Source organism: Pseudoalteromonas aliena, from assembly GCF_038155085.1.
In the GTDB taxonomy this organism is placed as follows: Bacteria; Pseudomonadota; Gammaproteobacteria; order Enterobacterales; family Alteromonadaceae; genus Pseudoalteromonas; species Pseudoalteromonas aliena_A.
The window spans coordinates 64,404-83,039 of record NZ_JBAKAU010000010.1 but is presented as its reverse complement, the minus strand read 5'-3'; the positions used below and the strand labels follow the sequence as shown (position 1 = coordinate 83,039).

At 38.4% G+C, this 18,636-nt stretch carries 17 protein-coding genes; 13 read left to right on the top strand and 4 right to left on the bottom strand.

From position 1 onward, the window contains the following. The first annotated feature begins 144 nt into the window (after positions 1-144). Positions 145-360 (top strand): 50S ribosomal protein L31, encoded by a 216-nt coding sequence (rpmE, locus tag V6260_RS11355; RefSeq protein ID WP_002958369.1) that lies wholly within the window; start codon positions 145-147, stop codon positions 358-360. Positions 361-885: 525 nt separating this feature from the next. After that, complete coding sequence (locus V6260_RS11350) at positions 886-2,127, top strand: malic enzyme-like NAD(P)-binding protein (protein WP_341594179.1); 1,242 nt, start codon at positions 886-888, stop codon at positions 2,125-2,127. A gap of 64 nt (positions 2,128-2,191) precedes the next feature. On the opposite strand, the gene metJ is transcribed toward V6260_RS11350, so the two are convergent. Beyond that, positions 2,192-2,512 (bottom strand): met regulon transcriptional regulator MetJ, encoded by a 321-nt coding sequence (metJ, locus tag V6260_RS11345; RefSeq protein WP_002958371.1) that lies wholly within the window; start codon positions 2,510-2,512, stop codon positions 2,192-2,194. Positions 2,513-2,801: 289 nt separating this feature from the next. On the opposite strand from metJ, the gene metB reads away from it, so the two are divergent. After that, a complete protein-coding gene (gene metB, locus V6260_RS11340) occupies positions 2,802-4,049 on the top strand; it encodes a cystathionine gamma-synthase (protein ID WP_341594178.1) in 1,248 nt (415 codons plus the stop codon). 216 nt (positions 4,050-4,265) lie between these two features. Continuing rightward, positions 4,266-6,611 carry a bifunctional aspartate kinase/homoserine dehydrogenase II gene (gene metL / locus V6260_RS11335; RefSeq protein ID WP_341594177.1) on the top strand — a complete coding sequence of 782 codons (2,346 nt, stop codon included), beginning with the start codon at positions 4,266-4,268 and terminating at the stop codon, positions 6,609-6,611. A gap of 64 nt (positions 6,612-6,675) precedes the next feature. Here the strand turns inward: metL and V6260_RS11330 are convergent, their stop codons facing one another. Beyond that, entirely contained in the window at positions 6,676-9,168 is a 2,493-nt protein-coding gene (locus tag V6260_RS11330; protein ID WP_341594176.1) for a PBP1A family penicillin-binding protein, read from the bottom strand. Between the two features lie 131 nt (positions 9,169-9,299). On the opposite strand from V6260_RS11330, the gene V6260_RS11325 reads away from it, so the two are divergent. The 9 genes from V6260_RS11325 to V6260_RS11285 all read left to right on the top strand — a co-directional run bounded on the left by V6260_RS11325 (position 9,300) and on the right by V6260_RS11285 (position 18,194). After that, positions 9,300-10,379 (top strand): pilus assembly protein PilM, encoded by a 1,080-nt coding sequence (locus V6260_RS11325; RefSeq protein WP_341594175.1) that lies wholly within the window; start codon positions 9,300-9,302, stop codon positions 10,377-10,379. After that, positions 10,367-10,939 carry a PilN domain-containing protein gene (locus V6260_RS11320; protein ID WP_341594174.1) on the top strand — a complete coding sequence of 191 codons (573 nt, stop codon included), beginning with the start codon at positions 10,367-10,369 and terminating at the stop codon, positions 10,937-10,939. Before V6260_RS11325 ends, V6260_RS11320 begins: the two co-directional genes overlap by 13 nt. Further along, positions 10,929-11,534 carry a type 4a pilus biogenesis protein PilO gene (locus V6260_RS11315; protein ID WP_341594233.1) on the top strand — a complete coding sequence of 202 codons (606 nt, stop codon included), beginning with the start codon at positions 10,929-10,931 and terminating at the stop codon, positions 11,532-11,534. The genes V6260_RS11320 and V6260_RS11315 overlap by 11 nt, the downstream gene beginning before the upstream one ends. Before the next feature lie 26 nt (positions 11,535-11,560). Then, complete coding sequence (locus V6260_RS11310) at positions 11,561-12,070, top strand: pilus assembly protein PilP (RefSeq protein WP_370660897.1); 510 nt, start codon at positions 11,561-11,563, stop codon at positions 12,068-12,070. Further along, a complete protein-coding gene (locus V6260_RS11305; protein WP_341594172.1) occupies positions 12,057-14,144 on the top strand; it encodes a type IV pilus secretin PilQ family protein in 2,088 nt (695 codons plus the stop codon). The genes V6260_RS11310 and V6260_RS11305 overlap by 14 nt, the downstream gene beginning before the upstream one ends. Positions 14,145-14,328: 184 nt before the next feature. Beyond that, positions 14,329-14,847: a shikimate kinase AroK gene (gene aroK, locus V6260_RS11300; RefSeq protein WP_004589350.1), complete on the top strand. Its 519-nt coding sequence runs from the start codon at positions 14,329-14,331 to the stop codon at positions 14,845-14,847. Positions 14,848-14,874: 27 nt separating this feature from the next. Then, on the top strand, positions 14,875-15,945 hold the full coding sequence (gene aroB, locus V6260_RS11295) for a 3-dehydroquinate synthase (RefSeq protein WP_341594171.1): 1,071 nt from the start codon (positions 14,875-14,877) through the stop codon (positions 15,943-15,945). Further along, complete coding sequence (locus V6260_RS11290) at positions 15,946-17,283, top strand: SPOR domain-containing protein (protein WP_341594170.1); 1,338 nt, start codon at positions 15,946-15,948, stop codon at positions 17,281-17,283. It abuts the gene before it with no gap. Positions 17,284-17,336: 53 nt separating this feature from the next. Beyond that, on the top strand, positions 17,337-18,194 hold the full coding sequence (locus V6260_RS11285) for a Dam family site-specific DNA-(adenine-N6)-methyltransferase (RefSeq protein WP_341594169.1): 858 nt from the start codon (positions 17,337-17,339) through the stop codon (positions 18,192-18,194). Here V6260_RS11285 and V6260_RS11280 read toward each other — a convergent pair. Continuing rightward, positions 18,151-18,336 carry a DUF2970 domain-containing protein gene (locus tag V6260_RS11280; RefSeq protein WP_341594168.1) on the bottom strand — a complete coding sequence of 62 codons (186 nt, stop codon included), beginning with the start codon at positions 18,334-18,336 and terminating at the stop codon, positions 18,151-18,153. The genes V6260_RS11285 and V6260_RS11280 overlap by 44 nt on opposite strands. Before the next feature lie 3 nt (positions 18,337-18,339). Continuing rightward, positions 18,340-18,636, bottom strand: a complete 297-nt coding sequence (locus V6260_RS11275; protein WP_341594167.1) for a hypothetical protein — start codon at positions 18,634-18,636, stop codon at positions 18,340-18,342.

The following is an 18,636-nucleotide window of genomic DNA, read 5'->3' as shown; positions in this document are numbered from 1 at the left end:
TTCACTTTTTTAGCGAAAACATAAATAAATACTTGTGCGTGGGGAGGTTGTTGGATAAAATCCGCCACCAACAAATTTGTTTTAACGACGTATGGTGCCAGACTTCGGGTTTGGATAGCGATGCGGCCTTAACTAGAGGTTCCTATGAAAGAAGGTATTCACCCTAAGTACGAAGTAATTTCTGCAACATGTTCATGCGGAAACAAATTCGAAACTAGCTCAACTCTTTGTAAAGACATTCACTTAGACGTATGTTCTGCGTGTCACCCGTTTTACACTGGTAAGCAAAAGATTTTAGACACTGGCGGCCGTGTTGATCGCTTCAACAAGCGCTTCGGTGCACTTAGCAGCAAGAAGTAATCATTGCTGTTTAGTTAAAAAAAGCACCTTAGGGTGCTTTTTTTGTCTAAAATTTACCACTTCTTATCTTATTTAGCTTGCTCGAGCTACAACACACCTTGCATAACTATTTCCTATTCTTATTCTGAGTATGCATAAACCTTTACAGACAAATCGATAGATATTCTCTATATTTTAAATAGTACAAATTTTAACTAGGTTGATAAAAGTAGCTAATGTGGGCTTATTTGTTTTTAAAGTAGAGTAGTAAGCTGTTATTTTAAGTTTATGATGATGCGTTAAACATACATTTTTTTAATATTTTAATAGGCATAAACTCACCTAAAAACTTACTTTTTTTGGTGAATTTTTATTTATTAAATGTTTATATGATCCTGCAAAGTTACTGAAAAACCTATTAAAATTAAAGGATATAGCATGTAACAGGATAGACCTGATATTGCTTGGAATTTAAAAATAATAAGGGTATCGTACCCCAAGACTTCACCTCTCACTTTAACTTAAATTGCAGGATACCATCGCGTTATGTCTGACTTTCGTGAACAAGCACTACATTATCACTCACATCCCGTACCTGGTAAAATTAGCATTGAGCTAACAAAACCAGCTGAAACAGTTCAAGACTTAGCCCTAGCTTATAGCCCGGGTGTCGCTGAGCCTGTACGTGAAATTGCCGCAGATCCTGCAAATGCATACAAATATACTGGTAAAGGTAACATGGTTGCGGTTATCACTAATGGCACTGCAATTCTCGGCCTTGGTAATTTAGGTCCTTTAGCGTCTAAACCAGTAATGGAAGGTAAAGCGTTATTGTTTAAACGTTTTGCAGGGCTTGATTCTATTGATATTGAAGTAAAGCATAAAACAACAGAAGATTTTATTAACACGGTTGCCAATATTGCTGACACATTCGGTGGTATTAACCTTGAAGATATTAAAGCACCAGAGTGTTTCGAAATTGAAAAAGCATTAATAGAGCGTTGTAGCATTCCTGTTTTTCACGATGACCAACACGGTACCGCTATTGTTACGGCTGCTGGCATGTTAAATGCGCTAGAAGTGCAAGGTAAATCAATTGAAGATGCAATAATTGTGTGTTTAGGTGCAGGTGCTGCTGCAGTTGCGTGTATGGAGCTTTTAATTAAATGTGGTGCATTGCGCGAGCACATTTATATGCTTGATCGCAAAGGTGTTATTCATACTCGTCGCGATGATTTAAATGAATATAAACAGCTTTTTGCTAACAATACAGATAAACGCACATTGCAAGATGTAATTGCAGATGCGGATGTATTTGTTGGCGTTTCGGGGCCTAACTTGTTAGCTGCCGAAGATTTAAAACTAATGGCAGAAAAGCCGGTCGTGTTTGCATGTTCAAACCCAGATCCTGAGATCGATCCTGCACTTGCACACGGTGCACGCAATGATTTAATTATGGCAACGGGGCGATCTGATTACCCTAACCAAGTAAATAATGTTTTATGTTTTCCGTTTATTTTTCGTGGCGCGCTTGATGTACGTGCAAGCGCGATTAACGATGAAATGAAAATTGCTGCAGTTGAGGCTATTCGTAGTATTGCCAAAGAACCTGTACCTGCAGAAGTTTTAAAAGCAGCAGGCGTAGATAAACTAGAGTTTGGTGCGCAGTACATTATTCCAAAACCAATGGATCCGCGTTTACTACCGCGTATAGCTAAAGCTGTAGCACTTGCTGCGGTAGAGTCGGGTGTTTCGCAAATTGACTTACCTGAAAATTATATGGCGTAATATATAACGCTTAAATCAAAAAACCTCAGTAATGCTGAGGTTTTTTGATTAAAAAGGTAACGATTTATTCTTCGTTTAAAATAGGCACTTCTAAGCCCATTTCTTGCATTATCTTTTTAACTTCTTCTGGTACTTTTTCTGCGTTGTCTTTACGTAGGTCATCGTCATTTGGTAAAGGTTGACCAGTAAAGGCATGCAAAAACGCCTCACATAGTAATTCACTATTTGTTGCATGGCGAAGGTTATTGATTTGACGACGCGTACGCTCATCCGTTAAAACTTTTAATACATTTAGCGGGATCGAAACGGTGATCTTTTTAACTTGCTCTGATTTTTTCCCGTGTTCTGCGTATGGGTGAATATACTCACCATTCCATTTAGCCATAAGATGTATCGTTGCCTCAGATTATTAATTTCTCACACGGTATAAAAAGCGTGTAAATATGCGTGAAATTCTATCGATTTAAAAAAGATAGTCAAATAATAGATACCAATCTATCTTAATAAGCCTATTTGGGATGTAAAGATAAGCTCACTTTTGTGAGTTAAAATATGATACTAGCAAACGCCTCTCCTAACTTTAGCCATCTAGAGCTTTAAAATACTTTGACTTATTAAAACGGATAACTTACTCTTTTAGACGTCTAAACATCCAAATTAATTAGGTGACGAATATGAGCGAAAAAAACAAAGCGACCATTGCTGTGCGTAACGGCGTTGATGCTGATAAACATCATGGTGCAGTGGTGCCGCCAATTTATTTATCAACGACTTATTCGTTTGCCGACTTTGATACTAAGCGTGAGTATGATTATGGCCGCAGTGGTAACCCTAATCGTGATATTTTAGCAGAGACGCTTGCTAAGCTTGAAGGCGGTGCTCGCGGCATAATTACGGCTACTGGTATGGCTGCCGTGCATTTAGCTACTCAGCTACTTAACAGTGACGACACGTTAGTAATTCCACATGATTGTTATGGTGGTAGCTATCGTTTATTTACATCACTACAAAAACGCGGACTATTGAAGCTTGAAGTATTAGATTTAACAAAAGAGAAAAGCCTTCAACAAATTTTAGCAATTAAACCTAAGCTTATTTGGATAGAGACTCCAAGTAACCCAGTACTTCGTTTAACCGATATTAAAGCGGTTACCGATGTTGCTAAGCAATGCGGTGCTTTGGTTGCCGCAGATAACACGTTTTTATCTCCTGCCTTACAAAACCCTATTAAGTTTGGTGTAGATATTGTGGTGCATTCAACTACTAAATATATTAACGGACACTCAGATGTAGTGGGCGGTGCTGTTATTGCGGCAACACAAGATCTTGGTGAAGGGCTTGCTTGGTGGGCAAATAATATTGGTATTACGGGCGCCCCTTTTGATAGTTATTTAACACTTCGTGGTTTACGTACTTTAAATGTGCGCTTAAGGCAGCACCAAGAAAATGCGTTAGCAATAGCTAAGTACCTTGAAAACTCTGAATTTGTAAGCCAAGTTTACTATCCAGGGCTTGAGTCGCATCCTCAGCATGAGCTTGCTAAAGCACAACAACTTGGCTTTGGTGGCATGGTTAGTTTTGATATTAAAGGCGATATAAACGACGCTGCAGCATTTTTAACTAGCCTTAAAACGTTTAGTTTAGCTGAGTCATTAGGTGGCGTAGAGAGTTTAATTTGTCACCCCGCAACTATGACGCACGCAGGCATGGAGGCAAAGGCACGTTTAGAAGCGGGTGTGGGAGATACGCTTCTTCGTATTTCGGTTGGGATTGAAGATATACACGATTTAATAGCTGATTTTGAACGAGTGTTTGAACTTGTAAAACCAGGGCAAAATAAAAATGTTGGCCGTGTAGGCAAAGGGGCTGGCACTTCTGGTGGGAATGTTAAATTAAGTGTAGCCCGTCCGGCGCTTTGGTAAGTAATACCAATCCGCAATGATACCTAATCAATTTGAGGGATTAAACCGCACGCTAACATCGTTAAAAGTTTCTGATATACGACTGCATGGATGCAGGAGGTGGAGCAATGCAGGAGCAATTAGTGATAACAACTAAGTAACGAAATTTTTGCCTTGTTATCGACACGGTTTTCTTACCTCAAAATAGACAACTTAATTAAGCGAATTGGTATAAATATGGTCAATTGTGTACATAAATTTGGTGGTTCAAGCTTAAGCTCTAGTGAGCGCTACCAAAGCGTAGCAAAAATAATAATTACACATACTCAACCGGGTGATTGTGTAGTGGTATCGGCTGCAGGTAAAACTACAGATACACTTGTGTCGTTGTGGCAAAGTTATCAGCAGCAAGACACGCAAGCTGTCGCTGATATTTTACTGCAGTTAAATAACCACCAAAGCGATTTAATTGAGCAGTTATTACAAGCTGATTTAAAGCGCAGCGCACTTAAAACACTAAATACCGAACTTAGTAATATTGCAGAACTTGCTCAAGCTGAGCAGCTAAAAGAGGCTGCGTTACTTGCGCATGGGGAACTGTGGTCAGCACGTTTACTCGCTACTTATTTACAGCAGCTAAATATTGAGGCGTGTGCTCAAGATGCCCGTAGTCTTTTTACCTTAAACGATGGTGAATTAATACATGCGCAAAATGCGCAGCAATGTGGGCAGTTAATTTTACCTAATAAGATAAATGTTGTTACTGGGTTTATTGCCGCAGATACGAAAGGTGAGACCGTAACACTTGGGCGCAACGGTAGCGATTATAGCGCAACACTACTTGCAAATTACTGTAATGCTAAGCAAGTATGTATTTGGACCGATACACAGGGAGTGTTTAGCACTGATCCTCGTAAGGTAAAAAAAGCGATTAAATATAGTAAAATTTGTCGCGGGCAAGCTAATTTATTAGCTCGTTTGGGTAACCCTGTATTACATGCAAAAACACTATCGCCACTTAAAAACACAGATATTAAGCTAGCTGTTCGTAGTAGTTTTGATGTGCAAGCAAGCCCAACAAATATAGTAAAAGCAGGTTCAGCAAAGAAAAAGCGTTTTATAACCACGCTGCAAAATGTTGACTTGTTAATGGTTGAAGGATTAAGTGAAGGTGAGGTCGCAAGCGTTAGTCAGCTTATTCAACATAGCCTTCATCACTTTAACCATAATGGTGAAGTGTATTTAGTAGTACCGGCTGCACAAACATATCAAGTTATTAATTACTTTGCTGGTAGAGCTAATATTAGTGAGTCAAATTTAAATGGCTGTGCAATTGTTGCCCCTGAGCAAGACATTAGCGTACTAAAACTGCAAGCTTTAGAGGTATTAGCTGAGCAGACTATAAAGCCGCGTTTTGTGCATCAAGATAATGGTTATGTTTTATTATTAACAGACCAATTTATAGATAGCGATATACAAAGCGCCTTACACGATAAACTAATCAATAAAGGCCAAGAAATAGCCGTTATAGTTGCGGGGCTTGGTAATGTAGGCGATGCTTTTATTGAGCAGTTATCGGCACAGTTTGAGCGTTTATCAGGCGACTTTAGTATTAAATTGGTAGGGCTGATTCGCTCTAAACATATGTTATTTAATGCAAGTGGCATAAATATATCGCAATGGAAAACTCAATGGCAGCATGAGGCGAATAGCTATAAAGCTGCGGATTTACTTAATGCGATAAGCGAGCTTGACTACGAACATAAAGTTTTAATTGATATTACTGCAAGTGAGCAGTTTAGCTTTTTATATACAGATTTTGTAGACAGAGATTGTCATTTAATTAGTGCTAACAAATACGCAGGTACAGCACCTACTTCTTGGTATAAAGCACTTCGTAGTAACCTTGGCGAACGTAATTTACATTGGCGATATAATACAAGTGTAGGCGCAGGCTTACCTATCAATTTTGCTTTGGCTGATTTGCAAAATAGTGGTGATAAAATTACGCGTATTGAAGGCGTGTTCTCGGGTACGCTTTCGTGGTTATGTAGTAAGTATGATGGTACCACTGCTTTTTCTGAGTTGGTATTAGAAGCACAGAAAATGGGGTTCACAGAGCCTGACCCTCGCGAGGATTTATCTGGACGAGATATGCAGCGTAAGTTACTTATTTTAGCCCGAGAGTTAGGTATAGAGCTTGAGCTTGATGATATTAGCTTATCGGCATTAATGCCCGGCGAGCTTGCGCTAGGAAGCTGGGATGACTTTCTAAACAATAAAGCTCAGCTAGATGCGTTCATTGAAGAGCATGCTGATACAGCAAAAGCTAATAACTCAGTACTGAGATACACGGGCCTATTAGATATAACAAAAACTGAAGTAATCGCTAAAGTAGGAATTACGTATGTGCCCAATGGAGATGCGTTAGCGAACCTTACACCTGGCGATAATATTTTTGTAATTAATAGCAAATGGTATAGTGATAACGCGCTTGTGATTCAGGGGCCAGGGGCAGGTAAGGAAGTGACCGCTGCGGGTGTACACTCTGACTTGTATTGGCTTGTTCAAAACTTAAAATAAGCGATTATTTAAATTTAAACGGCAGCTCAAATAAGCTGCCGTTATTTGTATCACAGAGACATTATTAAAATAGCTCTTCTTCGGTTTTTGTGTCTTCTTCAAATATATCGTTAGGCTGAGATAACACATACTTAGTAGGTGCTGTACCTTTTTCGAAGTATTCAAAGCGGCTGGTGTAATCATTTTTGTGGCTTAGCAAACCAGTGGCTAAATCAATACGAATCGAAACAAGCCCCTCAGGTGGCTCGATTGGCGCTTCAGATGTTCCCTCAAGTGCGGCTTTCATAAATTCAATCCATGCAGGCTGCGCTGTTTTAGCGCCCGATTCAGCACCAGATATTTGGCTACTATCTAAGTTGTTATTGTACGTAGAACGGCCAAGAGAATTCCCTGGGTTATCAAAACCAACCCATACAGATGTAAGTACATTTTTATTAAAACCACTAAACCATGTGTCTACTGAATCATTCGTTGTGCCTGTCTTACCCGAAAGGTCGCGACGTTCTAAAGCTTGTGCGCGCCAACCTGTTCCACTCCAACCTGTTTTATGAGTCCAACTACCGCCGCCCCAAATACCACTGTGCATTGCATCAGCAATTAAAAATGCGTTCTGTTTAGAAATAATTCTCGGTGCACATTTTTTTGTTGGCTCTACTTCACTACTACTATTATGAAGTGAGAATTCATTGTGTGTTGGCAAAGGCTCTTCATCACAGGCAAGGGCAGGGTTTGCTTTAAACAATACATTGGCGTAAGCATCCTGAATCTCTGAAATAAAGTAAGGTTCAATTAAGCGACCACCGTTGGCAAATGCACTCATACCACGAGCAAGTTCAAGCGGAGTAATGGAAGCACTACCTAGGGCTAGTGATTCACTGCGATTAATGTCTGAATCTTTAAAGCCAAACTTTAATAAATGATCAGCTGTACGTTGCAATCCAACGCCACGTAGTAAACGCACCGAAATAACGTTTTTAGATTGCGCTAAGGCACGGCGAATTCTTATCGGACCATTATATACAGCAGGGCTGTTTTTAGGGCGCCATGCTACGCCTTGGCTTTTATCCCATTGGTTTATAGGAGCATCGTTTAATATAGACGCAAGCGTGTAACCTTTTTCCAGTGCTGCTGAATATATAAAAGGTTTTATATTAGAACCAACTTGACGCTTGGCTTGTACCGCTCGGTTATATTGGCTCTGCTCAAAGCTGTAACCACCTACAATAGCTTTAATTCTGCCATCTTGTGGGTCGAGTGACACAATAGCACTTGATGCTTCTGGTATTTGACTTAGTAAGTAGCTGTCATCTTCATTTTTACGCAACCATATTTGCATTCCTGGCGTTAAAATATCAGTAGCGGTTTTTGGAGCAAAGCTTTGGCGATAGCGAGTAATATATTTACGCGCCCATTTTAAGTTATCCCAAGTAAGGGTTGTGTGATCGCCACTTTTTAGTAATACAGACGCTGTCTTATCATTAACACTAAGCACGGCTGCAGCTTTCAAAGTACCTAACTCATTTACGCTCTGTAATTTATTGAGTATTTGCTGCTCAGTTAAAGCTGGTTGCGTTTCAGGATCCCATAAAATATCGGCCGGCCCCCTAAACCCATGACGCATATCGTAATTATGTAAGTTATTTACAAGTGCGTTCTGCGCTGCTTTTTGAACTTTTGATTCAACAGAGGTGAAAATTTTAAAACCTGAGTTGTAAGCTTTATCTATTCCATAGCGCGAAACCATTTCTGCACGGACCATTTCAGAAATATACGGTGCGTATAAGTTTATTTCTGCGCCATGAAAATAAGCCGTTATAGGTTGGCTTGTTGCTTCGTTATATTCTTCTTGAGTAATATAATTTTCAGTTAATAAACGCCCTAGAACAACATTTCGGCGTGCTTTTGCACGTGTTGGATTACGAATTGGGTTTAAAGCAGAAGGTGCCTTAGGTAGACCTGCAATCATTGCCATTTGCGCAAGAGTTAAATCTTTTAACTCCTTACCGTAATAAACTTGTGCAGCAGCACCAATTCCAAATGCGCGGTTACCTAATTCTATTTTATTTAGATAAAGCTCTAAAATTTCATCTTTAGTTAATACGTTTTCGATATGCAGTGCTATAAATATTTCTTTAACTTTACGAATATAGGCTTTTTCGCGTGTTAAAAAGAAATTTCGAGCAAGCTGCATAGTAATAGTACTTGCACCTTGCTTTTTCTCGCCAGTAGAAATAAGTACGAGTGCAGAGCGTATGATCCCAATTGGGTCTATTCCAATATGGTTATAAAATCGATTGTCTTCAGTTGCTAAGAATGCGTTAATTAGAGGTTTTGGTATATCTTCTATTTTAACTGGAATTCGTCGCTTTTCGCCAAACTGATTGATTAAAAGTCCATCACTTGTAAACACCTGCATAGGGGTTTGTAATTGCACGTCTTTTAAAACTTGCACACTGGGGATATCAGGTTTAACGTAATAATAAAGACTGATCAGAGTTATCAGTCCAAATAACGTACAAATGATAAAAAATTGTAAAGTTCGTTTTAATAAAATCACTTATATTTCCCTAAATGGACTCCCAATTGCGAGTTTTGACTGCTAGTATATATTGATTAAAAAATGAATAATATTTTTTCAGATAAAAATTATAACTCGTTTATTATTAAAACAAAGGTCAAGTTGCAAACATGCTAAGTCAACTATTTCAAAAGCCATCTCCGATGATGGTAGGAATTGATATTGGATCGCACTCTATCAAGGCAGTACTTTTAAGTGAAGTTGAAACTGGATTTCGACTAGAAGCGCTTGCAATTGAACCTATGCCTAAAGGAGCTATGAGTGAAAGAACAATTCAAGATATTGAAGCCATTGGTAATATAATTACAAAACTAAAAAGAAAACTACCAAAATCATTAAAATCTGCGGCAGTAGCAGTTTCGGGTCAGACCGTTATTACAAAAGTGATTTTTATGGATATATCATTAACTGATGCTGAACTTGAGTCACAAATAGAAATTGAAGCTGATAGTTTAATTCCATATCCACTTGATGAAGTGAATTTAGACTTTGAAAAATTATCAAAAAACGAAGCTGATCCAAGTAAAGTAAATGTATTGCTCTCAGCAGCTCGAACAGAAAGTGTTGAGGCGAGAGTCGGTGCTCTTGAAGCCGCTAACTTAGTTGCTAAAGTTGTTGACGTTGAAAGTTATGCACTGAGTCGCGCTATGGATGTTTATTATCAGCAATTACCAAGCGATGCTTTTAATAAGTGTGTGGCAGTGGTTGATATTGGGTCCGTATTAATGCTTGTAAGTGTTGTTCAAGCGGGTGAGACAATATACACACGTGATCAAGTGTTTGGAGGAGAGCAGTACACTAATAGCATTGTTGCATACTATAATAAGGGGTTTGATGAAGCTGAAATAGGTAAAACTACGGGGGATTTACCGCCAAACTATACGTTTGAAGTGTTAGCTCCGTTTCAAACATCCCTACTTCAGCAGGTACGTCGAGCTGTACAAATGTTTTTAACAACCAGTGGAAAAGAGCAAATTGATTATATAGTGTTAACTGGAGGTAGCGCCATGCTCACAGGATTAGAGCGCTTGTTAATAGAAGAGCTGGGTATTCATACAATAGTTGCCGAACCTTTTGCTAATATGGAAATTTCTCCGAGAGTTGACCGTAATATGATGCAACGCCACAGAACGCAGTTCGCTATTGCAACAGGGCTCGCATTAAGGAGTTTTTCAACATGCCACATATAAACTTACTGCCTTGGCGTGAACAGCAACGTGAGGAGTCAAAAAAGAAATTTATCATTACTTTGATGATCGTCGTTTTTGTATGTTTTGCAGGCATGTATGTGTTGAGTTCGTTTTATAGTGCTTTAAAAGATGGGCAGAATTTAAAAAATCAGTATTTGAGTGTAGAAATAAATAAACTAGATAAAAAAATTAGCGATATTCGTGATTTAGATAAGAAAAAAGAAAATCTACAGCAGCGTATGCGCTTGATAGAAGAATTACAAAGCAGCCGTAATTTAGGCACACAGATTATTGATGAAGTTGCTAAAATAGTACCTCCAGGTGTTTATTTAACAGAGCTTGAGCGAAGAGGTAGCCAAATACATGTATCAGGGCGTAGTGAGTCTAATAACCGCTTATCAACAATGTTGCGGCAGGTGCAAAACTCCTATTTACTAGAGCGTCCTACGATGCAGGGTATTACAGCTGGAGGACAATCATCAAAAGTATTGAGTGATTTTAATATGGAATTCTATGTAAAACCATTTGATAAAATTGGTGAGGTGAATGATGGGAATTAATTTCGATTCGCTTAATGAAATAGATTGGAATGAAATAGAGCTTGATAATATTGGTGATTGGCCAATTGCAGTTAAAGGTATTTGCTGTACATTTGTTGCTGCGCTCATACTCTTTTTTAGCTATAGCTTGCTGGTTTCTAGTGAGATTGACAGTTATCACAGTGCGGTAGCAAAAGAGGTGGAGCTGCGAACGACTTACCGAACTAAATATGCCGTTGCTAGTAAACTTGATATTTACCGTCAACAGATGATTGAAATGGAAGATAAATTCTCTCAATTATTAAAGCGTTTACCTACTTCAAATGAAACACCTGGTTTGTTAGATGACTTATCTTATGTGGGGACAACCAGTGGGCTTACATTTTTAAAAATAGGCTGGCTACCTGAAGTTGAAAAGGAATTTTATACCGAACTGCCAATAAAAATTGAAGTGATAGGTACTTATCACGAGTTTGGTGAATTTGTAGGTAAAGTTGCTCAACTACCTCGTATAGTTAGTTTGCACGACTTTTCTATTGTGTCATCTGGTGAAAAGCAGCTGACATTTAGTGTGGTTGCAAAAACTTATCGCTATGAAGAAGGGGCTAAAAAGTGAAGCTCCACAAAGTAATACCCGTTCTAATGATTATTTTTTTGAGTGCCTGTAATGATGATACTTCAGAGCAAAAAGAGTTTATTGATCAAGTAAAGGCAAGTACCACTCCAAGAGTCGAGTTAATTCCTGAACTAAAAAAGTTCGAAAATTTTGAATACAGTGCAGGGCAATTACGTAGCCCATTCGTAGCGCCTCAACCTGAGATAATTAAAAATAAATTAACGCAGATTAAAAACTGTTTGCACCCTGATCAAACGCGTCGCCGAGAGCCTTTAGAGAAATACCCGTTAGATAATTTAGCAATGAAAGGAACTATTGGTTCAAATGGACAAGTGTGGGCATTAATAACTGCCACCGACGAAACTTTGCATCGTGTAACTGTAGGAAATTATTTAGGTAGCTACGATGGTAAGGTAAAATCAGTCAGTAACGATTTTATAGAGTTAGTAGAATTAATCCCTGATGGGTCTGGTTGTTGGAAAGAGCGCCTGACTAAATTAGAAATGTTAGAGGCGGCAACTGATGACGCAAGTTAATAAAAAAGATAAAAATAACATGAATAAGGATGTATTTTGGTTTAGTCGCATCCAGCGAGCCTTATTGGCTATTATTGCTCTTGTTATTGCTAATACAGCTATTGCAGGACCATTACTTTATGATGTTCGTTATAACCCATTATTAAAAGGTGAAACTGAATTACAGCTTGTATTTGATGAGGCGTTAACGCTAGAGCCGCAAGTGCAAATATTTAATGACCCTGCTCGTATAGAAATGTTTTTTGATACCGCTGAACTAGAAGTTGGCTTAAATGAGGTTGCAGTTAATCAAGCTGGAATTAGTAGTGTTACTAACGTACCCACCAATAATGGTCTCAAGGTTACTATAAACCTAAAAAAATTAAATATATACGAAACAGAAGTTCATAATAATTTAGTGTCAATACGCGTATCAGATAATCCATTAATACCCTCTCAAGAAGAGGTTGCTTTAGATTCTGGTGATGTTAACGGAAGTTATATTAATAGTATTCAATCAATAGACTTCAGGCGAGGTGTAAAAGGCGAAGCAAAGGTATTGGTTTTTTTACGAGATACTCAAGCTGCGATTGAAGTGTATGAAAGTGGAGGGAAAATTTATGCTGATTTTCACCATACAGATATTTTAGATGACTTGCTCTATGAGTTAGATGTTTTAGATTTTGGTACTGTTGTCAGCAATATTGAAACTTTCAAAGAAGAGGGTCTAAGTAGAGTTGTTATAGAGCCAAATGCAAAATTTACTTTTACTTATCAACAAATAGATAACATCTTCACATTAACCGTAGAGAAGGACGAAACTCAAAGTGCCTATCTAGATGGTGGAATAGAATATCAGGGACGGCCTATGACCCTAAATTTTCAAGATATTTCTGTTCGGGCAGCACTGCAAATTATTGCGGGTTATAATGATTTTAATTTAGTAACAAGTGACTCTGTAACGGGTAATATAACGTTGCGCTTAGATGGTGTTCCATGGGATCAAGCGCTTGACGTAGTATTACGTATCAAAGGGTTAGATAAACGTATGGATGGTTCTATTTTAATGGTCGCACCCGCTGAAGAGCTTGCGGCACGTGAAGCAAAAGATCTAAAAGCGAAACAACAAGTTGAAGACTTAGAGCCACTTTACAGTGAATACATTCGATTGAATTATGCAAAAGCAGAGGACTTTGCAGATTTATTAAAAACAGATTCAAATAGCATTATAACTTCTCGAGGTAGTGTGTCAGTTGATCAGCGTACCAATACCCTATTAATAAAAGATACAGTAAAGAGTATTGAAAATATTCGTAGAATGATTGAAACACTTGATATACCTGTACAGCAAGTTGTTATTGAATCACGAATGGTAACTGTGCGGGATAATGTCACCGAGGATTTAGGCGTTCGCTGGGGCTTTAGTGATCAACAAGGTAGTGATGGTATATCGGGATCATTAGAAGGTGCAGAAACAATTTCTAATGGTACGATCCCTGATTTAACTGATCGGTTGAATGTAAATTTACCCATTACGAACCCAGCCGCGAGCATTGGTTTGCATATAGCTAAGCTGGCCAATGGAACATTAATTGATTTAGAATTGAGTGCGCTTGAAGAAGAAAATAAAGGTGAAATCATTGCGAGTCCGCGTATTATAGCCGCCAATCAACAGAAAGCGCGAATAGAGCAAGGGACAGAGATACCGTATACTGAGTCAGCTTCAAGTGGTGCAACGACGGTAAGTTTCAAAAAAGCTGTTTTAAGTCTAGAAGTAACACCACATATAACACCTGATAATAAAGTCATCTTAGATTTGATAATAACGCAAGATACCCGTGGTGAAACGGTGTCAACGGGTACAGGCGAAGCAGTGTCTATTGATACTCAAGAAATTCAAACGCAGGTGTTAGTTGAAAATGGCCAAACTGTAGTGCTTGGCGGTATTTTTCAGCAACAGATCATTAATACCACAAATAAAGTACCTGTTTTAGGTGATATTCCTTATATTGGGAGACTATTTAAAAGTACTAGTGAGTTTAATGAAAAGCGTGAATTGCTTATTTTCGTGACACCAAAAATACAAATCGATTAAAATATAGTGTTTTTATGTTAACCGATGGGCATTTATTGATAATAATTGCTCGTTATGTGGCTTTTTATTCTAATTGACTTGAAATACCCTGGCAATTACTGAGATAATCCCCTCCTTAATTTTGGGGCCAGGTCGTTAGGCGGGGTTTTATTTCAAATTTTAGAGTTTGTTTGTACTAAAAGATATGGCTGAGAAACGTAATATATTTCTAGTTGGCCCCATGGGGGCTGGCAAAAGCACGATTGGTCGTCACATCGCTGACCAATTACACCTTGAATTTGTTGATTCTGATCAAGAAATCGAACGCCGTACAGGTGCAGATATTGCCTGGGTGTTTGATCTTGAAGGTGAAGAAGGCTTTAGACTTCGAGAAGAGTCTGTTATTGGCGATTTAACCGAAATGCAAGGTATTGTACTTGCTACCGGTGGTGGTTCAGTAATGAGCAAAGAAGTTCGAAACAAGCTTTCGGCTCGAGGTATTGTTGTATACCTAGAGACACCGATAGAAAAGCAAGTTGCACGCACGCAACGCGACAAGCGTCGCCCATTACTGCAAACTGAAGAAGCACCTCGTAACGTACTCGAGCGCTTAGCAGAAGAACGCGAGCCCCTGTATAAAGAAGTTGCTGATTTTGTTGTACGTACCGATGAGCAAAGCGCTAAAGTTGTTGCTAACCAAATCATCGAGAAATTAGATTTTTAAAAACCAATAATAAAGGAATAACAGAGCATGCTTAAATTAACTGTTAATTTGGACGAGCGAAGTTATCCTATTTATATTGGGCAATCTGCACTTCAAGATAATGGCCGTCTAGTTCGCCACATTGGTGATTGTCGGCCTGTAATCATTACTAATGACACAATAGCGCCTTTATACTTACAAAGGGTACTTGATTCATTAGCAGCTCTAAACCCACTATCTTTTATTATTCCTGACGGTGAACAGTATAAATCACTTGAATGGTTTGAAAAAATATCAGCATTTTTACTACAAAATAACTGTGGTCGAGATACCTGTTTAATTGCATTAGGTGGCGGTGTTATAGGAGACCTAACAGGTTTTGTAGCGGCTTGTTATCAGCGCGGCGTACCGTTTATTCAAATACCAACGACAGTGCTTTCACAGGTTGACTCATCGGTAGGTGGTAAAACGGCAGTAAATCATCCATTAGGTAAAAATATGATTGGGGCATTCTATCAGCCTCAAGCGGTTTTTATTGATACACAGACATTACGCACGTTACCAGCAAGAGAGTTTGCAGCAGGTATGGCTGAAGTAATTAAATATGGCCTGATTTACGATACTGAATTATTTGCATATCTAGAGCGAAATGTAGCTAATTTACAGCAACTAGATGAAACATGCTTGCAACATATTATTTTTAGGTGTTGTGAAATAAAAGCGCTTATAGTTGCTCAAGATGAAAAAGAGCATGGCTTACGAGCTTTGTTAAACTTAGGCCATACATTTGCCCATGCTATTGAGGCGCAGATGGGGTATGGCGTTTGGTTGCATGGCGAAGCTGTTGCAACAGGAATGGTATTAGCAGCTAAACTTGCACAAACACGCCAAGATTTAAGCGCAGATGAAGTTGGTCGAATTATCAAGCTGCTTGAGTTATATAATTTACCAACAGCAGTTCCGAAGCAAATGACTAGCGAGCAGTTTCTAACGCATATGCGTAAAGATAAAAAGAATAAAAAAGGGTCAATCCGCTTTATTCTCCCCACCCAATTTGGCCAGTGTGCATTAGTTGATGATGTCTCTGATGACCAAGTTAGAGAATTAATCGAGCAGTAAATGCAGTCACAAATTTTACCAAGCCGTGCGGCTTTGGTGGATAGAATCGCACTGCAATTTGAGTATGGACAAAATTTAATTGTTTTACTTGGCACATCTGGGCTAGGTAAAAGTTATATACTCGAAACCTTCATTACAGATAAATACAGCGAGTTTAATAAAGCGTTTGTGCAAGTAAGCGCACAAATGAGTGATGCCCAGTTAATGAGTGATTTATTAGAGCAAAGCTTTAACGCTCCATTAGTTGATCATAGCTTAAGCCTATCTGAAAATTATTATCAACTACTGCAAAAACAACAATGTGGGCCCTGTTTATGGGCACTTGATGGAGGGCGGCATTTATCTGAGGAAATGTTAGTTGAGCTTGAATTACTCTCAAAAAATAGCCCAAATACGTTGTATATCATGCTTACTTCACAGTCTAGATTGGCCTTAAGTAATGCAGTTGAAATTTACTTAGAGCCATTGAATCTTCGAGAAAGTAAGATGCTAATGCAGTGGTATTTTACAGATTTACCCTACGATGAAGATCCTGTATTTAACACTTTCTTGGTAGAAGCCCAAGGCAATCCAAACTTATTACTCTCTTGGCAACCAAATGAGCATGTAGCTAATGTTGTTGTTAAAGATAAGGTTTCTTGGCGGTTGCATCTATTAATCTTAATGTTGTTAATTATGCTTTTAATTATTGGCTTACTTTATAAGTCAGACATGACGCAATGGTGGCAACAGTATTATCAGCAAGAAGAAGAAAAAGTATTAATTACAGCAATACCCGTTGACCAAGTAAGTACGCCAATTTTGCAGGAAGATAGCCTTATAATTAGCTCTAAGGTAGCTAAAGAAAAACCGATAGTAGAGCCAAAGCTTCAGCATAATAACGATGTACCAGCTATTGTGCAAAGTCTTAGTGAATCGGGAAGCGCAGTAAAAGGGTCTAAAGTTAATGAACAGAGCGTTGCTAATACGCTGAGTAATACAGAGCCCAAAGCTTCTAAAAGCGAAGAAATAGCTACAATAAACCAAGCTCAAATTCGAAAAAACGGTTCATGGTACTTAGAACAAGCAGATACAAATTCGGTTATTCAACTATTAGCGGCTACTCAACAAAAAGTAAGCGATGATTTTATTGCTCAATTCAATCTACAGCAGCAAACTCATATTTATCAAACGAAACGAGATAGCAAAATTTGGTGGGTAGTGACATTCGGCAGTTTTGCGAGTCTAAACGAAGCAACTGCTGCTATGAGTACTCTGCCTTTAGGTGTTCGAAAAAATAAACCTTTCTATAAAAAAATTAGTAAAATAAAGCAAGAAATAGCACTCGTTGATCAGTAAAATACATTGCTTTAGTGTAGAATCGCGCAACACCAGATTGAAGTAAAGAGCCAATGCAGCAAAAGAGTAGAGCCTTCCTTAAATGGGCCGGCGGGAAATACAGTCTAGTTGAAGATATTAACGCGCGATTAAATCAAGCTAGTAAACATGCAGATACATTGGTTGAACCTTTTGTCGGTGCAGGATCTGTGTTTTTAAATAGTAATTTTAAGCACTATATTCTCAACGATATCAATGCAGACTTAATTAACTTATATAAAGAGCTTAAAAACTCTCCAGATGAGCTCATTAGTGATGCAAAAAAGTTATTTGTTGATTTGAATAACCATGCAGATGCGTATTACGAATATCGTGTGCAGTTTAATCAAAGTCGTGATGTATATGAACGTTCAATTTTGTTTTTATACATGAACCGTCATGGCTACAATGGACTTTGTAGATATAATTTAAAAGGCATTTTTAATGTGCCTTTTGGTAAGTATAAAAAGCCTTACTTTCCTGAAAAAGAAATGTATTTTTTTGCTGAAAAAGCACAAACAGCAACCTTTACTTGTTTAGATTACGATGATGTTTTCAAATTAGTACCTAATAATGCTGTTATCTACTGCGATCCTCCTTATGTGCCACTAAGTAAAACCGCTTCTTTTACATCTTACGCTAAAGGGGGATTTAATTTAGATGATCAGGCTAACTTAGCTAACTTGGCAGAACAGGCTGCATTTGAGAATAACACGCCTGTACTTATTTCAAACCATGACACTGTGTGGACACGTAAAATTTATAGCCAAGCATCGCTTGAGCAAATTCAAGTAAAGCGCACTATTAGCCCTAAAGGTGGCTCTAGAAATAAAGTTGACGAGTTGATGGCTATGTATTTAGCACCCAAGCAACTACTGCGTAAATTGCGATAACAAAAGCAATAAATAGTGCAATCGCAATTAGAATGATAGAGATAGGAGAGTGTTGTTTAAAATCGACTCGGCGTTTATTTTCAGACTGAACACCAAAAAGTGCAGCTAGCACACTTTGCAACGCGCTAAAAAATTGTAGCATTATTTAAAATAAAGGCTTTAAAGAAGGAGCGTTTTTAGAATCTTCAGAGCTAGTAAGTAGCTCCAGTAAATCAAGGTAATGAAACTGAGCACTACGGCTATCGCCAGTTAACCACGAAAACCATGATGACTCTTCTTCAACTTTAATACACGCAGTTAAAGTATTTTGAGCACTTACCGCTTGTGTATTATGACAGTTACCCACTGAGCTTAATTCTTGCTCAGAGCTTGAACCAAAGCTAAACGCCCCGATAAGCAGTAATGCCGACGCAATTAATATCCCAATTTTAAAAGCACGCAT